General features: G+C 65.4%; 15 protein-coding genes. 4 read left to right on the top strand and 11 right to left on the bottom strand.

All coding sequences use genetic code 11. The annotated features are described in order from the left end of the window. Positions 1 to 54 precede the first annotated feature (54 nt). Complete coding sequence (locus J2X37_RS11235; RefSeq protein WP_310021220.1) at positions 55 to 816, top strand: SDR family oxidoreductase; 762 nt, start codon at positions 55 to 57, stop codon at positions 814 to 816. Positions 817 to 819: 3 nt separating this feature from the next. On the opposite strand, the gene J2X37_RS11230 is transcribed toward J2X37_RS11235, so the two are convergent. After that, entirely contained in the window at positions 820 to 1,992 is a 1,173-nt protein-coding gene (locus J2X37_RS11230) for a hypothetical protein (RefSeq protein ID WP_310021218.1), read from the bottom strand. Positions 1,993 to 2,086: 94 nt separating this feature from the next. Between J2X37_RS11230 and J2X37_RS11225 the strand changes: the two genes are divergently transcribed. Together J2X37_RS11225 and J2X37_RS11220 are read left to right on the top strand one after the other, a co-directional pair. Next, a complete protein-coding gene (locus J2X37_RS11225) occupies positions 2,087 to 2,854 on the top strand; it encodes an alpha/beta hydrolase (protein ID WP_310021216.1) in 768 nt (255 codons plus the stop codon). Beyond that, positions 2,851 to 4,485, top strand: a complete 1,635-nt coding sequence (locus J2X37_RS11220) for a UDP-N-acetylmuramoyl-tripeptide--D-alanyl-D-alanine ligase (protein WP_310021214.1) — start codon at positions 2,851 to 2,853, stop codon at positions 4,483 to 4,485. Before J2X37_RS11225 ends, J2X37_RS11220 begins: the two co-directional genes overlap by 4 nt. A 34-nt stretch (positions 4,486 to 4,519) precedes the next feature. Here J2X37_RS11220 and J2X37_RS11215 read toward each other — a convergent pair whose 3' ends face one another. Further along, positions 4,520 to 5,578 (bottom strand): LLM class flavin-dependent oxidoreductase, encoded by a 1,059-nt coding sequence (locus J2X37_RS11215; RefSeq protein WP_310021212.1) that lies wholly within the window; start codon positions 5,576 to 5,578, stop codon positions 4,520 to 4,522. Positions 5,579 to 5,965: 387 nt separating this feature from the next. Between J2X37_RS11215 and J2X37_RS11210 the strand changes: the two genes are divergently transcribed. Further along, complete coding sequence (locus tag J2X37_RS11210) at positions 5,966 to 8,365, top strand: TonB-dependent receptor domain-containing protein (RefSeq protein ID WP_310021210.1); 2,400 nt, start codon at positions 5,966 to 5,968, stop codon at positions 8,363 to 8,365. A 92-nt stretch (positions 8,366 to 8,457) separates the two neighbouring features. Here J2X37_RS11210 and J2X37_RS11205 read toward each other — a convergent pair whose 3' ends face one another. The 9 genes from J2X37_RS11205 to J2X37_RS11165 all read right to left on the bottom strand — a co-directional run bounded on the left by J2X37_RS11205 (position 8,458) and on the right by J2X37_RS11165 (position 18,888). Beyond that, positions 8,458 to 9,669, bottom strand: a complete 1,212-nt coding sequence (locus J2X37_RS11205) for a CoA transferase (RefSeq protein ID WP_310021207.1) — start codon at positions 9,667 to 9,669, stop codon at positions 8,458 to 8,460. Continuing rightward, on the bottom strand, positions 9,666 to 11,558 hold the full coding sequence (locus J2X37_RS11200; protein ID WP_310021205.1) for a hydantoinase B/oxoprolinase family protein: 1,893 nt from the start codon (positions 11,556 to 11,558) through the stop codon (positions 9,666 to 9,668). The genes J2X37_RS11205 and J2X37_RS11200 overlap by 4 nt, the downstream gene beginning before the upstream one ends. Positions 11,559 to 11,575: 17 nt before the next feature. Next, positions 11,576 to 13,639: a hydantoinase/oxoprolinase family protein gene (locus J2X37_RS11195; protein ID WP_310021203.1), complete on the bottom strand. Its 2,064-nt coding sequence runs from the start codon at positions 13,637 to 13,639 to the stop codon at positions 11,576 to 11,578. Continuing rightward, complete coding sequence (locus tag J2X37_RS11190) at positions 13,632 to 14,573, bottom strand: hydroxymethylglutaryl-CoA lyase (RefSeq protein WP_310021201.1); 942 nt, start codon at positions 14,571 to 14,573, stop codon at positions 13,632 to 13,634. Before J2X37_RS11190 ends, J2X37_RS11195 begins: the two co-directional genes overlap by 8 nt. Positions 14,574 to 14,809: 236 nt before the next feature. Further along, a complete protein-coding gene (locus tag J2X37_RS11185) occupies positions 14,810 to 15,457 on the bottom strand; it encodes a GntR family transcriptional regulator (protein WP_310021199.1) in 648 nt (215 codons plus the stop codon). A 120-nt stretch (positions 15,458 to 15,577) separates the two neighbouring features. Next, positions 15,578 to 15,949 (bottom strand): hypothetical protein, encoded by a 372-nt coding sequence (locus tag J2X37_RS11180; protein ID WP_310021197.1) that lies wholly within the window; start codon positions 15,947 to 15,949, stop codon positions 15,578 to 15,580. Further along, entirely contained in the window at positions 15,946 to 17,115 is a 1,170-nt protein-coding gene (locus J2X37_RS11175) for a class I SAM-dependent methyltransferase (RefSeq protein ID WP_310021195.1), read from the bottom strand. The genes J2X37_RS11180 and J2X37_RS11175 overlap by 4 nt, the downstream gene beginning before the upstream one ends. Before the next feature lie 184 nt (positions 17,116 to 17,299). Further along, entirely contained in the window at positions 17,300 to 18,049 is a 750-nt protein-coding gene (locus J2X37_RS11170; RefSeq protein ID WP_310021194.1) for a molybdopterin-dependent oxidoreductase, read from the bottom strand. After that, complete coding sequence (locus J2X37_RS11165) at positions 18,046 to 18,888, bottom strand: cytochrome b/b6 domain-containing protein (protein WP_310021192.1); 843 nt, start codon at positions 18,886 to 18,888, stop codon at positions 18,046 to 18,048. Before J2X37_RS11165 ends, J2X37_RS11170 begins: the two co-directional genes overlap by 4 nt. Positions 18,889 to 18,946 lie beyond the last annotated feature (58 nt).

The following is an 18,946-nucleotide window of genomic DNA, read 5'->3' as shown; positions in this document are numbered from 1 at the left end:
CGCTGGATAAACAAGCAGTTGCCCGCGCGGTATTCCACCGGCACGTTCGCGGCCATGAACTTCGATCTTTCGGGCCGCACGGCCATCGTCACCGGCGCCTCCAGCGGATTTGGCGCCCATTTTGCAAGAACCCTCGCCGATCACGGCGCATCGATCGCGCTCTGCGCCCGGCGGGTGGACCGGCTCGAGGCGCTGCGCGACGAATTGCGCGGACGCGGCGCGCGGGCCGAAGCCTTCGCTCTCGATGTGGCGGAGGCGGCGCGCTGCGGCGAAGTCGTGGGCCGCGTCGGCGACGCCTTGGGCACCGCGACGATCCTGCTCAACAACGCCGGGATCGACGGCGCGGCGATGGCGATCGACCAGCGGCTCGAGCAGTTCGAGCAGGTGATCGCGGTCAACCTCACCGGCGTCTTCGCGATGGCCCAGGCCGCGGCGCAGGCGATGCGCGACGCCGGCACGGGCGGCAGCATCGTCAACACCGCCTCCATCCTCGCCCTGCGGCAGGGCAAGGCGCTGACCGCCTATGCCGCCAGCAAGGCCGCGGTGGCGCAGATGACGAAGCAGATGGCGCTGGAATGGGCGCGCTACGGCATCCGCGTCAACGCGCTCGCCCCCGGCTATTTTCCGACCGAGATCAACGAAGGTCACTTCGACACGCCGCAAGGCAAGGCGACGCTCGAACGCGTGCCGATGCGGCGGCTGGGCCGGATGGAGGAGATCGACGCACCGATGATGCTGCTTGCCTCCGACGCGGGGTCGTTCATGACCGGAACCGTGATCCCGGTCGATGGGGGACACCTTGTCTCCTCGCTCTAGGCGTCAGCGCGGCAGCAGGTAGGCTCCCTGCGGCACCGGGTCGTCGAACTTCTTGACCGTGTCGCGCAGCGCCTCGGTCACCAGGTGGTCGACCAGTTCGGGGAACAGCAGCGGCTCATCCGCTGCTTCCCAGAGGAAGAAGCCGTAAGAGCCGGGGATGGCGTTGATCTCGTTGAACCAGATCTCGCCCGTTTCGCGGTTCGACATGAAGTCGATGCGCGGCGCGCCGCGATGGCCCAGCGTGACGAAGGCGCGGCGGGCATAGTCGTGGATCGTCGCCTTGAATGCGGGCGGCATGTCGGGATTGATGTCGCGGGTCAGCGACAACATGCCTTCGCTGGGCAGGAACGCACCTTTCGTCCCGCCACCAGAAGACAAGTACTTTTCTTTAAAATCAAGAAGTTCGGCACCGCTCTTCGGACGCTCTATCGCCGAGAACTTCACTTCCTGTGCCGCTTCGTCCCAGCGCATCGCGATGTTGTATTCGACGAGGTTCTGCACTTGCGGTTCGATGATCGCGAGGTTGTCCTGCGCCAGGACATAGGCAACCAGCGCCGGCAGGTCCGCCGCGGTCTTCGCCAGCCCGACGCCGATGGAGGAGCCGAGGTTCGCCGGCTTGACGATGGTCGGGAAACCGAACTTCGCCTCGACCTCCGCGATCAGGGCGTCGGGATCGGCCAGCCGCGCGCGGTTGGCGGTGACGTGGTCGAGCACGTTCACGCCTGCCAGCCGGACCAGCGCCTTGGTCGCATCCTTGCGCATCGCCATCGCGCTCGACCCCGCGGCAAAGCCGGTGACCGGGATGCCGAGAAGTTCGAAATGCCCCTGCAGCCGACCGTCCTCCCCGAAAGGACCGTGGAATACCGGCAGCACGCAATCGATCGGTGTCTCGCTCAGGCTCTTGCGCTCGCGCATCACCGGTCCGCGTTCGGACCAGCTGAAGATCACTTCCGGCGCGCCCGAAGGCTTCGGCTTGAACCGGCGGATATCGCGCAGGAACGGCGCGGAGAAGAACCGGTTCTCGAAATCGGTGTAGACCGGGATGACCTCGATCCCGCGCACGTCCGCCGCGTCCATCAGCTGGTGCGCCGACACGACCGAGACGTCGTGTTCCTGGCTCGCGCCGCCGAACAGCACCGCCACCCGTTTCCTTGCCGCCCGTTTCCCTGCAGCCATCGTCCGGCTCTATCCTCAGTTTGCGCGGCCCACCCTGTGTGCGACTCGCAGGTGTCAACTTGTGCGCCATTGCGGGCGCTGTAAGAAGGGGGCCATGCAGCCTCCCCACCATATCCGGATCGGCACGCCGGGCGCTCCCAAAGTGGTCTTCGCCCATGGCTGGGGCCGCACGCACCGCGACTTCATTCCCGTGGCGGAAGCGCTGGCCCCGTCGATCGATGCCTACCTGTTCGATCTTCCCGGCCACGGCAAGTCGGATCGGCCCGACGAGGCGTGGGGAACGGTGGAATACGCCGAATTCATGGCGCGGCACCTGCGTCTCGATCTCGGCGTCGAGAATTGCGTGTGGGTCGGCCACAGCTTCGGCGGACGCCTGGGCCTGCGCCTCGGCGTGCAATCGCCCGGCATGTTCGACCATATCGTCATCGTCGCCGGGGCCGGCGTGCCGCGCGACGTATCCGCGCGCGAACGCTGGAAGCGCAAGTGGAACGGCCGCAAGTTCCAGAAGCTGAAGGCCGGGGCGAAGACGGAAGAAGACCTCATCGCGCTCGAAAAACGGTTCGGCAGCCCGGACTACGTGATGAGCCGGGAGACCGGGATGCGCGACATCTTCGTGAAGACGATTTCGGAAGACCAGAGCAGCGACCTGCCGCGCATCACGGTGCCGATGACCCTCCTCTACGGCAGTGCCGACACCGAGACCCCGCCCGAGATCGGGCGCAAGATCGCCGCGCTGGTGCCGGGGAGCGAGTACGTCGAGCTGCCGCACTACGACCACATCTCGATCCTCGATCGCGGACGGCACCAGATCGCGCTGACGGCAAAGGAAGCGATCACCGGCGGGCGGAGGGTTGTGGCATGACGAACCTCGGCTCGGGCACGATCTCGCTCCTTCTCGCCAACGTGGTCCTGACGGCGGCGATCGCGCGCCTCGCGTGGGTGCGGCTGAACACGCTGCTCACCTATTTCCAGCAAGAGGAGTACGACGGCGGCCGGTTCCTCTCGGCCGTGCTGCGGGTGCGGCTCTACGATGTGAAGGCGACGCTGACGCTGATTGCGCTGATCGTCGTGGTAGTGGCCGTGGTCGCTATCGGCCTGCCGCTGATGCTGGCCGTCGCGGCCATCATCGCGGCTGCCGTAATCATCGTTTCCCTCGCGCAGCGCGAGGCGGGATATCGCTACAAGAAACCGCTGGCCCTGACCGAACGGGCCCGCCGCATCCGCACCGTCGCGGCGATCCTCGCGGTCCTGCCGGTCGCGATCAGCCTGATCGGCGCGCTGCCCGCGATCGTCGGCCTGCAACTGCTGCCCTTCACGCTGGTCATCGCCAACATGCTTCTGCGCCCGGGGCAGGAGCGGATCAACCAGGGCTACATCGCCGAAGCGCGCGACAAGCTTGAACGGCTGGACCCGGTGCGCATCGGCATCACCGGCAGCTTCGGCAAGACGACCACCAAGCACATCTTCGCCGAAGTGCTCGCGGTGTCCGGGCCGGTGTTCTTCTCGCGCGGGTCGATCAACACCGTGCTCGGCCTCACCCGCCACATCCGCGAGCGGCTGCAATGGAGCCACCGCTATTTCATCGCCGAAATGGGCGCATACGGCATCGGCTCGGTCCGGCGTCTGTGCGATTTCGTGCATCCGAACTACGGCATCGTCACCGCCATCGGCGACGCGCACACCGAACGGTTCGGCTCGGTCGAGAACATCGCGCGGGCGAAATCCGAGCTGGTGGAGGACGTGTGCGAGCGGGGCGGCACCGCGATCGTGTCGACGCAGGTTCTCGATTACGAGCCGTTCCGCGTGCTGCGGGCCGCGCATCCGGGCCGGGTGGTCAGCGTCGGACCGGAAGCGGACGCCGACATCCGCATCATGTCCGCCGCCCTCAACGGTGCGGACTGGACCATCGTGCTCGAAGATCAGCGCGACGGGCGGGGCGCGACGCTGCGTTACGAATTGCCGCTGCTGGGTGACCACAACGTCACCAACTCGGCGCTGGCGGTGGCGGCGGCGTGGATCATCGATCCGTCGATCGCCAATCGCATCCCGCTGGTCACGCCGGATGTCGAGCAGGTCCCCCACCGCCTGCAAAAACGCGAAAGTCCCGGCCAAGCCCTGATTCTCGACGACGCCTACAATGCGAACGAGGCGGGCTTCCGCAACGCGGTTGCGGTTGCCGCGGAACTGGCCCGACAGCGCGGCGGGCGGGCGATCCTGGTGACGCCGGGCATCGCGGAGCTGGGCATCGAGCACGACCGCGTCCACGCCGCGCTGGGCGAATACGCCGCCGATCTGGCCGACCTGGTCTACGCGGTGAACCCGTCCCGCATCGGCAGCTTCACCACCGCGCTCGCCGCCAAGGGCAAGCCCGCCATCGAAGTTGCCAGCTTCGCCGACGCACGCCGTGCGCTGGAAAGCGAGGCGAGAGCCGAGGACGTCGTGCTCTACGAAAACGACCTGCCCGACCTTCTGGAGGAACGCCGGCTGCTCTAGCCGGATGCTCTAGCCGGCCGGCGCCGTCCTTCGATCAGTAGCGGATCTTCGGCGCGACCTTTTCGCCGAATTCGCGGATGCCCGAAACGAAATCGAGCCAGCTCAGCATGATGCCGGGCACCCCGGTTTCGGCGACGATGTCGTTGATCTTGCTGGCCACCGTCTCGGGCGTGCCGTGCAGCAGGGGAAAGCTCATGAAGGCCATGTTCCCCTGCTCCACCGGCAGCGAGAGTGCCGCCTGCAAGTGGGCGCTCGACCCGCCCTCGTTGGTGTCGAGCGAGGCGCTGCCGAGGATGTTGCCGATGGCCGTGCGATCGGCGCGGGCAACCACGTCCTCGGCAATCCGCTGCGCTTCCGCATCGCTGCGCGCGGTGATCACGGCATAGAGCGGAAGCGTGCCGACGCTGCGCCCGATCTCGGCCGACTTGGCGTTCATGGCGCTGGTGAATTTCCTGAGATTCTCCAGCCCCGTCATCACGAAGCTGAAGTCGGCGTGGTTGACCGTGAAATCGAGACCCTTGGGAGACTGGCCCGCGCTGACGATGGTCGGCATCCGACTGGGCTTGGGATTCACCGTCGCGCCGTTCAGTTCGAAGAACGGCCCGGCGTGGTGAACATCGTCCTCCAGCCAGAGCCGCTTCACGATCTCGATGTATTCGGCCGCGAAGTCGTAGCGCTGTTCGTAATAATCCGCCCCTCGCCACAGGCCCATCGATTCGTATTCGAGATGGTTCCAGCCGGTGACCACGTTCAGCCCCACACGACCCGGGGCGACATCGTCGATCGTCGCGATCATCCGGGCGCAGACCGCAGGATGCGTCGTCAGCAGCGTGGTCGAAGGAATGAGCGTGATCGAACTGGTCCGCGCCGCCATCGCCGCAACCAGCGTGAAGGTTTCGAGGCAGCTGTCCCAGTACCCGGTGGAACCGCCGAACCCTTTCCACTTCATCATCGACAGGGCAAAATCGAAACCCTGCTTCTCGGCCTCCAGCGTCGTATCGAGGTTGTGCTGGAATGTCGGGTCGTAAAGCGGCGCCGCCTCGGAGAGCATGAACCCGTTGCGGGCGCTGGGCAGAAAGACGCCGTATTTCATCGCTGGACCCCTATCGATGCCGCCAAGGATTCGGCGCGGCGAGCGCGTTCGCCGGTCTGATCCTTTGTATCCAAATAGCATCATGTTTGTGCGATTGATGCAAGGCGGCAACAAGGCGCATTCCAGGTACGATCTCTAACTAACTGCGATATAACCGATAATTTCTCAACTTCCCACCATGGGTCCGCTCGACGGATTAGAAAGGAAACATTTTTCTTGTATACATAAATTCGGCATGATCATATTCTCGTCATCACTGAGGAAAAAAGACCAGGGATCACCAGCAGCAACGTGAGGGCAGCACTTATGCGCATGATTCGTTCGAGAATTCTGGCCGGAATCGCTCTGGCTCCGTTTGCGATCGCAACTCCCGCCCTTGCCGAGGAGATGAACGAGACGGACCCTGCCGTTCATTCCGGCGACCAGGACTCGGACTCCACGATCACCGTCGTCGCCCGCCGGCAGAGCGAGGCCCTGTCGGACGTGCCGGCCTCCATTTCCGTGCTCACGGCCGAAGCGCTCGCCGATTCCGGGATCGCGACGACCGAACAGGCGATCGCGTTCATTCCGGGCGTAACGATCGTGTCGAACGCGGCGCAGGTCGGCGATGCGCAGATCAACATCCGCGGCGTCAACGGCGCGCGCGATGCCGAGAACAACGTGGCGCTTGTCGTCGACGGCATCCTCAAGACGAACACCGCGGCTGTGAACCAGTACATGGGCGCGATGCAGCAATTCGAAGTGCTCAAGGGCCCGCAAGGTGCCTATTACGGGCGCGGTGCGACCGCCGGCGCGATCGTCCTCACCACCAAGAAGCCTTCCGACGTCCTCGAATTCTCGGGCCGCGCCTACTGGGCGACGCAGGACAGCCAGTTGCTGGAGGGATCGGTATCCGGCCCCGTCAGCGACACGATCGGCGCCGTCGTGTTCGGTCGCTATCGCCATACCGACGGTTTCTACAAGAACACCGGCCCCGATCCGCGCACCCAGGGCAACACGATCGACCAGCTTGAGGAATGGAGCGTGGGCACCCGCCTCGTCTTCGAACCGACCGACGATCTCAGCATCGACGCCAAGGTCCGTTACGGCGAGGTGACCGCCGCGGCGCTCAAGTTCAATGCGGTCTTTGCTCTGCCGTCATTTGCGCAGGTCTTCGCCAATCCGGACTTCTACCTGGACGTGAACGATCACGATTTCACGTTCCAGCGCAACATCCCCAGCATCGACAAGCAGACCACCAAAGAGGCCTCGCTGAAGTTCGACTACGACCTCGGCGGGATGCGTCTCTCGGCCTGGGGGTCGTTCAACCAGATCGACGAGACCTTCGCGGCCGACGCCACCGCCGCCGCGCTCGGCCGGTTCAACGGGCGGGAATCGTGCATCAATTCGGTGGCCGAACTCTTCGCCGATGGCGTCACCCTGCCCTCGCCGCTGTTTCTTGCGCCGACCCCCGGCGCATCGATCCTCGGCGCCTTCGGCCCGACGACTTGCGACGGCTACCAGGTCACGGTGCGCGACCAGAAGGACTACAGCGCCGAAATCCGCCTTGCTTCCGACGACGCAAGCGCGCTGCAATGGTCGCTGGGCGCCTATTACCTGCACATCAACCGCCGCTACGGAACCGCGATCAACGAGGATACCGGCGGCGACATCCTGCGCGAACTCTACGTCCCGGCCGATGGCCAGAACCCGACCACCCAGCTCTTCGACGACAAGCTGCTGACCGATGTCTATGCCGGTTTCGGATCGCTAGAATACACGGTTTCGGATCGGCTGATCCTGTCGGGCGCACTGCGCTACGACCGCGAGGAACGCAGCGTGAAGCCGCTGGTGCCCGACGTGACCGATCCGATCACGGGCGGTTCGATCAATCCCGGCTATGACGTCGGCACGCTTTCGTCGCAGTCGGCGACCTACCAGCAATTGCAGCCCAAGGCGAACGTCCGGTTCGAGGTGACGCCCGACTTCAGCATCTACGCCGACTACGGCGTCGGGTTCAAGGCGGGCGGATTCAACAGCCAGGGCAGCGCGGCCCTGATCGACATCTATTTCAACGACCTCATGGGATCGAACATCGGCGTCGGCGACGATTACGACAAGGAGGTGTCGCACGCCATCGAACTGGGCTTCAAGGCCGAGTTGCTGGGCGGCGACCTGACCCTGTCGGGCGCAGCCTATCGCAACATGGTAAAGGACATGCAGTTCTTCGAATATTACACCGGCACCTTCGGCCTGCTGCGAACGATCTCGAACATCGACAAGGTCCGGTTGATGGGCGCGGAATTCGGGCTGAACTGGCGGGTCGCCGACTGGCTGACGCTCGATGCCGGCGGCAACGTGCTCGACAGCAAGATCCTGAAGAATTCGGTTCGCCCCGACACCGTCGGCAACAAGTCGCCCTATTCGGCCGACTACACGCTGAACCTGGGCATGCTGATCGAACAGCCGTTGAACGACGCGCTCGAACTGACTTTCAAGGCGGACTATCGCCTGACCGGGCCGACGTGGTTCCACACGGTGCAGGACCAGGAGCGCCGGACGATCTTCGACGTCTTCTTCCCGGGCCTCGGCATCGGCGAATACTCGCGCACCCGGCGCGACGCCTATTCGATCGTCAACCTGCGTGGCGGGCTGAAGGCAGACAACTGGCGCATCGCCGCCTTTGCCAACAACGTCTTCAAGAAGCGCTATCTCGAGGAAATCATTCCCGCGCCCGAATTCGGCGGCTCGTTCGTGACGCCGGGATCGCTGCGGACGATCGGTGTCGAGGTCGGCTTCGACTTCTGACGGAGTGATTGGCCCGGACCAGGCCGGAAATTCCGGCCTGGTCCGCGGCAGTCAGGCATAGGGGATCGTCGGGCAGCGGCGTCCCTGATCGCTCAGATCACGCCGCGCTCCGCCAGCTCGCCCATCTCGCTCTCGCTCATGCCCAGCAGTTCGCCGTAGATCTCGGCATTGTGCTGGCCCACGCTCGACGGCGCGGGACGGCGAATGCCGCTCGGCGTGGCGGAGAGGCGGGGAAAGGTCGACTGCATCTTCAGCGGGCCGAACCGCTCGGTCTCCACCTCGACGATGGCCTCGCGCGCCTGGAAATGCGGGTCTTCCAGCATGTCCGGCGCACGATAGACCCGGCCCGCCGGAACCGCGTATTCGATCATCAGCGCGTCCAGCTCCGCCATGGTGAGCGTGCCGGTCCATTCGTTGATCAGGGCGTCGAGTTCGTCCTGGCGCTCGCCGCGCGCGACGTGCGTGGCGTAGCGCGGGTCGTGCCCCAACTCCGGCCGGCCCATCGCGGCGGCTAGGCGCTGCCAGAGCGAATCCTTGTTCGCGCCGATCATGAAGGGTCCGTCCTTGGCGGAGTAGACGTTGGACGGGGCGATGCCCTTCAGCACCGATCCGGACCGTTCGCGGATGATCCCGGCGCGGTCGTATTCGATGACCAGCCCTTCCATCACCTGCAGCACGCTCTCGTAGAGCGCGGCGTCGATCACCTGCCCCTTGCCGGTCCTTTCCCGCACGTGCAGCGCGGCGAGAATGCCGAGGCAGCCGTAAGTCCCGGTCAGCGAATCGCCGATCGACACGCCCATGCGCGACGGCGGCCTGTCCTCCTCGCCGACGATATAGCGCCAACCGCCCATGGCCTCGCCGATGCCGCCGAAGCCGGCCCGCGTGGAATAGGGACCGGTCTGGCCGTATCCAGACATGCGCGCGACGATGAGGCTGGGTTGCTCCTTGAGCAGTTCTTGCGGATCGAGACCCCATTTCTCCAGGGTGCCGGGCTTGAAATTCTCGACGACGACGTCGGCATGGCGGATCAGGCGGCGAACGAGCGCCCTGCCTTCGGGCACCCGCAAGTTGGCGGAGACCGAACGCTTGTTGCGCGCGATCAGCTCCCACTGCACCTTGTCGTCGCCCTGACCCCAGTCGCGCATCGGGTCGCCGCCGACGCCGTTCACCAGCGGCGGCTCGACCTTGACGACGTCGGCCCCCATGTCGCCCAGCAACTGGCCGCAGAAAGGCCCGGCGATCAATTGCCCCAGCTCGACGACGCGAATGTCGCCGAGCGCGCCCGGTCCGGTCTCGAAACTCATGCAATCTGTCCTGCTTCGGTGTGGGTCCAGCGGGGCTGGATCGGGGCGACGAGGCCGGTCTCCTGCTCGCAACGCGCGCGAAGGTCCTCGATCGGCGGGCCCTTGTCGAACAGCGGCAATTCGCCGCGCGCGGCGCGCATCTCGCTGCGCAGCGCATCGGTCGCAGCAAGGTCGATGGCGCCCTCATCGTCGGCAATCACGCCGTAGGCGCGCGCGCCCGCCGGCGTGACCAGGCCCTGCCGGATCTCCTTGCCCACCACGTCCGAGTTTCGCTCCAGCGGGTCGCCCCAGCCGCCGCCGCCCCAGGTGATGAAGTGCAGTTGATCGTCGACATCGACCTCGATGTCCTCGACCTTGTTGCCGATGACGATGCGTATTCCGTCCGCCTTTTCGAGAATCTTGCGCGCCCGCGCGCCCGGTCGCCCGCCGTTGACGCCCCATGGCGGCACGAACCAGCGATCGTCATGGACCGAGATCGTGCCGGGCGCGATGAAGCGGTAGGTCATGTGGATGCCGTTGCCGCCGCGATGCAGGCCCGCGCCGCCGGAATCCGGCTCCGTCTCGTATCGTTCGATGATCATCGGGAAATAGCGTTCGAGGAATTCGTTGGGCACGTTGGTAAAACCGGGCCACAGCGAGTGCCCGTCCGGCCCGTCGCCGAGCGGGCGGCCGGGAATGCCGCCGAAGCCGATCTGGAACAGCTGGAACCACTCGTTGTGCTTGCCGGGCCGCGTGTCGTTTCCCGAATAGAACAAGTGCGGGCTCGACGAAAAACCGGCGGCATTGAGGAATTCCGGCGTCTTTTGACCGAGCAGCCCGCCCAGGATGTCGAAAATGCGGCCCAGCGCGTGGGTCCGGCCCGAAAGCGCTGCGGGGAATTTGGGCTTCAGCAGCGATCCTTCGGGAATGCGCACGTCGATCAGGTCGTAGAAACCGTCGTTGAACAGGATCTGCGGATCGAAGACCATGATCATGTAGATGCCGAAGAACATCTTGAACATGTTCTCGTTCAGGTAGAAATTGATCGACGCCGCCGATTGCGGATCGGTGCCCGCGAAATCGAGCACGACCCGCTCGCCCTCCCGCCACATGGTGCAGCGGATGCGATAGGGGCCATGGCCCATCCCGTCGTCGCAGATGTAGTCCTCGAAACTGACCGGTTCCTCGCTCACGGCCTGCGACAGCAGCGCCTTCATCGCGCGGTGGTTGCGGGCGAGCAGTTCCTGCGTGGCAGAGACGTAGACATCGTCGCCGAAGCGTTCGGCCATCTCGATCACCCGCCGGGCGGCCACCCGGCACGACGCGATCAGCGCGTTGAGGTCGGCCGCGCACCAATCCGGCTTGCGGGTCTGGTGCATGACCAGCTTGATCAGGTCCGCGTTGTACTCGCCCTTGCGCCAGATCTTGACGGGCGGGATACGCACGCCTTCCTCGAAGATCGAATGCGCCTTGATCGGCATCGAGCCGACCACCTTGCCGCCGATGTCGGACTGGTGCCCGAACATCGAGGTATAGGCGATCAGCCTGCCGTCCTTGAACACGGGCAGCAGCACCAGCCAGTCGTTCGAATGGCTGATCGCCCCGCCCACGGAATAGGGATCGGACAGGAAGATGAGGTCGCCGTCCTCGACCGTTCCCGCGTATTCCTCGAGGAAGGGGCCGATGTAGCTGCCGAACTGGCCGACGATCATCCGGCCGAGATGATCGGCGATGAGGGGAAAGGCATCGCCCTGTTCGCGGATGCCGGGCGACATCGCGGTGCGGACGAGGGTCGCGTCCATTTCCACCCGCGCGTTGCGCAGCGCGTTTTCGATGATGTCGAGCGTCACCGGATCGATCGCGACCCTGGCGAAAGGCGTGTCGTTGGCTTGAACGATCTGCGCGGACATGACTTGCTCCCCTTCCGTCAGGCGGGATTGATGAGGATGTTGCCAATCGGATCGACGGTGGCGACACAACCGCTCTCGATCAGGGTTGTCGAATCCATCTCGGTGACGATGGCGGGCCCGACGATCCGGTCCCCGGCACGCAGGCCCGCGCGGTCGTAGATGACCGCCGCCTGTTCGCGCCCGTCCATCCACAGAACGTGATCGCGCAGCTTTGCCCCGGACGGATCGCCATCGCCTTCCTCCAGCCGCGCGGCGGGCAGATCGAGCCGCTTGCCAAGACCCACCGCCCTCAGGTTCACGATCTCGTGGGGGCTTTCCATGTTGAAGGTGAACAGCCGTTCGTGTTCGGCATCGAAGCGGGCGAGGATGCCGTCGATGCCGTCCGTTTCCAGCAATTCGGCGCTGATCGAGAGCGGAACCTCGAACGCCTGTCCGGCGTAGCGGACGTCGACCTCGAAGCTGGTGACGATCTCGTCCTCGGGAACGCCATCGGCCAGAAGCTCGTCACGCACCTGGCGGGCCATTTCGGCCAGCACGCCGATCAGATCGTCGGCCCTGGTCTCCGTCGCCAGCTGCGACCATGAACGGGCAGTCTCGGTCCGCATCCGCGTCGTCGCATCGCCCAGCGCGCAGAGCACGCCCGGCGAGACCGGCGATATGGCGGGCCAGCTTCCCATCAGCCGCGCGACCGCGTTGACATGCAGCGGACCCGCGCCGCCGAAGCCCATCAGGGCAAAGTCGCGCGGATCGTATCCCTGCTGCACCGAGATCATGCGAAGCGCACCGAACATGTTCTCGTTGACGATGTCGATGATGCCGCGCGCCGCCTCCATCAGCCCGATCCCGAGCGCGTCGGCGATCGTCTGCACGGCCTTTTTCGCGCCGTCGCGGTCGAGCTTGAAGGTGCCGCCGAGAAGGTTTTCCGGCAGGTAGCCGAGCACGACATTGGCATCGGTCACGGTCGGCAACGTGCCACCCTTGCCATAGGCGACCGGGCCGGGAACGGCGCCCGCCGACTGCGGCCCGACGCGCAGCGCGCCGGTCAGTTCGGGAACATAGGCGATCGAGCCGCCGCCCGCGCCGACAGTCTTGACGTCAAGTGCCGAGGCGCGGACCGACAGGTGGCCGACTTCGGTCGTGCGCTGGCGGCGCGCCTCCAGATCTTCGATCAGCGCGACATCGGTGCTGGTGCCGCCCACGTCGAGCGTCAGGATGTTCCGGATCCCGGCATTGCGCCCCACCCACTGGGCGCCGGTGACGCCGCCTGCCGGGCCGCTCATCAGGATGTTGACCGGGTGCTCCTCCGACTTCTCGCTGCTCATCAACCCGCCGTCGGACCGCAGCAGCGACAATTTGCCCGCCATGCCTTCGGCGGCGAGACGGTTGCGAAGATTGGAGATGTATCGCGACACCACGGGCCTGACCGAGGCGTTCGCCACGGTCGTCAGGGCCCGCTCGTATTCCTGCATTTCCGGCAGGACCACGTGGCTCAGGGAGATCGGCACGCCGGGCATGATTTCGGCGACGATTTCGCCGACGCGCCGTTCGTGCGCACCGTTGGCGTAGGAATTGATAAGGCTCACGGTGATCGCCTCGACCCCGTTGGCCTTGAGATGCAGGACCTTTTCCCGGACATCGGCCTCGTCGAGAGGGCGAACTTCCTCCCCAGCGGCGTTCAGCCGCCCCTTGACCGTCACCGTGTCTTCCAGCGCGGCGAGCGGTTCGGGCTTTGGCCAGACGATCCAGCCGGCAAGGCCCCCGGGCACGAAGCTGCGCGCGATCTGAAGGATGTCGCGGTAGCCTTCGGTCGTCACCAGGCCGACCCGGGCGCCCTTGCCCTCCAGCACGGCATTGGTGGCGACGGTCGTGCCGTGCAGGAAATACTCGATGGCGGCCGGCGAAATCCCGGCGACTTCGCAAATCGCCGAAACGCCGTTCAGGATCCCTTCGGAACTGTCGTGCGGGGTCGAGGGCGTCTTGTGCCGCCAGAACCGGCCGGTGCCGGTTTCCAGCAGCAGCAGGTCGGTAAACGTGCCGCCGACGTCGACACCCAGCCGGTACCCGGCACCGCGTTCATCCATTTTCGAGGCATCCTGTGCTTGCGGACTGCTTGGGAGATCTCGGTGCGCGGGCGACCATTCCCGGCAACGTTCGCCCCATGACCCCGGCGAGCCAGCCATTGGTGGCAATCAGGCTGTCGAGATCGAGGCCGGTCGCGATGCCGCCGCGTTCCAGCATGTAGACGACATCTTCGGTGCAGACGTTGCCGGCTGCCCCCGGTGCGAAAGGACAGCCGCCGAGCCCGCCGATCGAGGCATCGACGGTGCTGACGCCTTGCGCGACAGCGGTCCAGACATTGGCGAGGCCGGTGCCGCGCGTGTTATGGAAATGGACGCGAAGCGCCATGTCGGGAAGCTCCCGCCGGATGCGGCCGACAAGGCCGGCAACCTGCGCCGGATTGCCAACGCCGATGGTGTCCGCCAACCCGATTTCGACCGGCCCCGCCTCGGCCAGGGCAAGGGCCATGGCGATGACCCTGTCTTCGCCGACCTCCCCTTCGAACGGGCACCCGAACGCCGCGGCAATCGTGACCTGGCCGGTCAAGCCGGCTTGCCGCGCCATCGCGATGACCTCGCGGGCGGCGTCGACCGATCCGTCGCTGGTCTGCTTCTGGTTGGCCATGGCGAAGGTATCCGTCGCCACGGAGACCGCCCCGAGCTGGTCGATCCGCCCGGTCGCGATCGCTCGCTGCGCGCCGCGGGCGTTCATCACGAGACCGATGTAGGTAACGTCGTCGCGGCTCGGCAAACCCTCGCACACGGCCTCGGCATCGGCCATCTGCGGTACGGCACGCGGATTGACGAAACTGGCCACCTCCATCCGGCGGCTGCCCGCGCGGATCGCGCGATGGATCAGTTCCAGCTTGTCGGCAGTGGCTATCAGCGCCTTTTCGTTCTGAAGGCCATCGCGGGGGGCCACTTCGACCATTTCGACACTGTGACGCCCGGCGATCATGGCTGCTCCAAACACGAAAGTCGGAGCCATCGGGACCCCGGACGTTACACGGCTCCGCGAAACCGTGCGACCTTCATCATTCCGACGTTTAGTGTACATATCGACGCCGGCTTCGCAATCGGTTTTTGTAACCGACACGCGAACAAGCGACGCTATATTCGCCTTAGCAGTTCATAGGAAACGATCTTTTCGGGATTGCCGGGTCAAGCCGACTCCGCATTCTTGTATACAAATCATCAGGCAATCTGCGCGTGCGCGTCGCAATAGACGTGATAGGCCCGCAGGATATGGCTGCGCATGATCGCCTCAGCCCATGCGCCGTCGCGCCTTTCGAAGGCCGAGATCAGTTCGCGGTGATCGAGGTGCGAGCGCTTGAGCGACGAATGATCGTAATGGTGCGCGGTACGCCAGATGACCGGCTGCTCGATCAGCGTGCTCAACAGCGCGGACAGCCGGCGCGAATCGGCCGCTTCGACCAAGGCCGTGTGGAAAGCCCGGTTGCCCTCGAGGAACATGGCGACGTCGGGCCGATCGCACTCGACCGCCTCGCGGACGATCTCGTTCGCATCGCGCAACCGGACAAGCGCTTCTTCGGTCATCCGCGCCGCCGCGAGTCGCGCAGCGCGCCCCTCGACGATGGCGCGCAATTCGAAGGCGTCCGATATGTCGGCGAGCGACCAGTTCGCGACAAACGTGCGCTGGGTCTCGTTGCGCTCGACCAAGAGCTCCGCCTCAAGCCGGCGCAAGGCATCACGCACCGGCGTACGCGACAGGCCGACCAGTTCGGCCAGGGCCTCCTCCACGATCTGCTCGCCGGGCAGCAGCTTTCCCGAAAGGATACTGCTGCGAATGGCATGATAGGCCCTGTCAGACGCTTTCGACATTCACCGTTCCCGACTTCCCGTGATGTCGGCAGATCGTTCGGTCCGCCCGAAATTGCAATCCATACGAAGCTCTTTTCCCGCCGCACACGAAGCGCGCCACGGCATTAGCGCGTCGGCGGGTCAGAGCGCTTCGACCAGTTGGACCGCTTCGCCATAGGGCGCCCGCTCCTCTGCCTTGCGCGCCAGTTCCTCCCGCTCCTGGTGCACGATGCGCAGGATGTTCTCGAGAAACCGCTCGCGGATCGCGTCGCGCTCCTCGCGGACCGACGGGTCGGGTCGATAGGCCTCGATCGCTTCCTGCGTGACCGGACCGCCGCCCTCCAGCAGCCGTTCGACCGTATCGAGCCGGTCGCGCATGACCGCAACCTCGCCGGCAAGGGCCATCGTGATCGAGAGGATCTTGTCGATCGCGGGGTCGGAGAAATAGGCGGGCCGCTCTCCCTTCGCCTTCTTCTGCAACTCGATCCGCGCGCCGTCCGCCTGTCCGCTCACTTCTGCACCCCCCAGAAGTACCAGGCACCGCCCCCGCCGAAGTCGCCGCCCTGGAACACCTTGGTCCGCTCCTGCTCCGCCGCTTCAAACGCGCTGGGCTGGTAGGCCTCGAACGCCTTGTCCGGATCGAAGCCGGTTTCGGCGGCGATCCGGGCGGGTTCGATCTCGTGGCTCGCGCCCCAGAACGGCTCGTTGTTGTTGCGCGTGTCCCAGTCGAGCATGAAGGCATCGTAGGCCGGCAGGTCGCGATAAGGCGGAGTCTCGCCATGCAGGACCACGCCGCCGGGTGCAAGCAGGCGGCGGGCCTCGCGCATGATCGCGCGGATCGCTCGCGCGCTGGTCTCGTGGACCAGGATATGGCTGACGATCAGATCGAAATGACCGTCGGGAAAACGGGTGCTTTCCGCGTTCTGCTGGCTGAAGTGAACCGGGTAGCCGAGGGAGCGAGCCCGCCCGTGGGCATAGCGCAGGACCGGCGCGCCGACATCGATGGCATGCACCTCCGCTTCCGGCCAGGCATCGCAATAGGGCAGCGTCGAATGGCCGACCGCGCACCCCATGTCGAGGATCCGGCGCGGCTTCAGGTCGGGGAAGCGCGACTTGATGAGGGCAATGGCGGTGTCGCCGATGTCCGAATTGAACGGCCCCATCCGCCCCATGGCGTAGATGTAGACCGCCCGGTCGTAGACGGCGCCGTTGGCGACGTCGTTTTCGGTGAATTCGGTGTGGTAGCCGCCCGGCATGCAGTGGATATCGACCGCGGTGTGATAGGCCGGAACCGCGACGTCGGGGTCGAGCGTGAGCGAGCCGGGCCCTTCATCGCCAGCCGCCCGTTCGATCAGGTCCCCAAGCTGGCGTTCGACCGGCATCTGCACCGACTTCCACATCATTTCCTGGCTGTTGCGCTGCAGGGCGCTCCAGAAGTTGAAGTAGGGATCGCCCTGCATCGCCCTGCGGACGTCGTGCATCGTCTCGGGCGGGCGGCCCTCGGCCTTCTCGAAGCGACGCGCGGCGCGACCGTCGAACGCGTTCTTGTTGCCGGTGGAGATCGTGCTGGCGAGATGGAACTTCAGGCTCTTGACGAAATCCTGCCGCGACAATTCCTCGCTGCTCGGCTCCGGCAGCAGGGCATGGCGATATTGGGACTTCAGCTCGATCGGCTCCATGACATTCCCTCCATGCGGAAATTGGATACATTATTTGCACAGGATTTGGCGAGTCGTGTCAATCGCGGTTTGCTCGAATATCGCGGTATGACTGGGCTAGGCGAAGAAAATCCGCATGGAGATGCTGGTCGCATCACGCAAAGACGGTATCCATTTCGTGAGTCCGTCGCGCGACCGATGTCCGCTATATCCCCGCCCACCACTGGTAACCGGCCCGGTCTTCCCAGAACCCGCCCTTGCCCGCGCCGAAGCGGCCGAGATCATCGGTCGCCACGATGCCGCGCACAAATTTGGCGTGCTTGTAACCCAGCTGTCGTTCGACCCTGAGGCGCAAGGGCGCGCCGTGGCGTTCGGGCAGCGGTTCGCCGTTCATGCGCCAGGCGAGGATGGTCTGCGGATGATAGGCCTCGATCAGGTCGATGCTTTCGTAATAGGGCGTCGTGCCGAACAGATCGGCGCACTCGAAAACGATGTATCGCGCCGTGCCTGCCACCCGCGCCAGGTCCAGGATCAGCTTCAGCGGCGTGCCCGTCCACTGGCCGATGGCGCTCCAGCCCTCGACACAATCGTGTCGGGTCACCTGCGTACGCGCCGGCATCTGGCGCAGCCGCGACAGCGGCAGGCTGAGCGGGTTTCCGACGAGACCGGTTACCGTCAGCCGCCAGTTGGCGAAATTCTCGGCAAGGTGCCTGCGATATTCCGGGGTGTCTGCGGTGCGCGATCCGTTGGCGCGGAAAATCGGACTGCGCTCCGCAAGACTGTATTCGCGGGCCAGCGCGGTGCGCGGCACGACCAGCCGTTGCGCCCGCATCGTGAACGTGTCCAGCGAGGTGGCCAGCGCGTCGACCGGCCCGGCCTCGAGGATCTTCTGGCAGCCGCCCAAGGTCAGACCGGCGCTCATCCCGGCGATCATCCGGCGTCGCGAAAACGTCATCGGCCCTTCTCCGGCGGCAGGCGAAAGCGCCCTGTGATCATGGAGCGCACCTCGTTCACCGGCCCGGCCAAGACGACCATCAGCAGGTGCACGACGATGAACACGACGAGCGCCATCGCGGCGATGAAATGGACCGACCGGGCCGATTGCCGCCCGCCGAAGAGGTCGAGTATCCCGCCCCATCCCGCATTCATCGTCGGGCTCATGCCCAGCCCGGTCAGAACCATCACCGGCAGGATCACGAAAAGCACCGAGACGTAGGCCAGTTTTTGTAGGACGTTGTAGCGCGCCGCAGCCTCTCCCCGCGGAAAGCGCAGCCGGGCATGGTCCTTCACGTCCTGCCACAAGTGCGCCGGGGCAAGCTCGCCGCGGCGGGGCAGCAGGTCGCGCATCACGTGGCGATTGAGCAGCGACCACAGAAGGTAGAGCACACCCGCGATCGCAAGAAGCCAAGCACCGAGGAAATGGTACTTGCGCCCCTCGGAAAGGCTGTAGTGCGAAGGCAGCGTCATCCAGTGCGGAAAGGCGCGATTGGACAGCCTCCCGTCCTTTTCCCACGCGCCCAGCACGCCGGTCGTTTCCATCCTCAGCGAACCCACCTGGACATAACCGCGGCTGCCGTCGCGGCTCGCGTCGATCTTCAGCCAGGGGCGATCGAAGTTGGCGCCGTACTGCCCCCAGTAGAGGCGCGGATGGGCGTTGAAGATGGTCAGCCCGCTCATCAGCAGGGTGAAGACCGCAACGACATTCAGCCAGTGCCAGGCCCGCGTCGACAGGCGGTGCCGCCGGACCAAGACCGGAGCCGACGCGGCCCCGGCGTCGGGCGGCGTTTCGTTCAAGAGAGAGAACCTAGCAACCGGCGCATCCTTGCCGCGATGACAGTGGCAGGCACCTTGC

The organism is Croceicoccus sp. BE223 (assembly GCF_031457155.1).
Lineage (GTDB): Bacteria > Pseudomonadota > Alphaproteobacteria > Sphingomonadales > Sphingomonadaceae > Croceicoccus.
The sequence above is the reverse complement of the archived record's forward strand: the minus strand, read 5'-3'. Positions and strand labels throughout refer to the sequence as shown.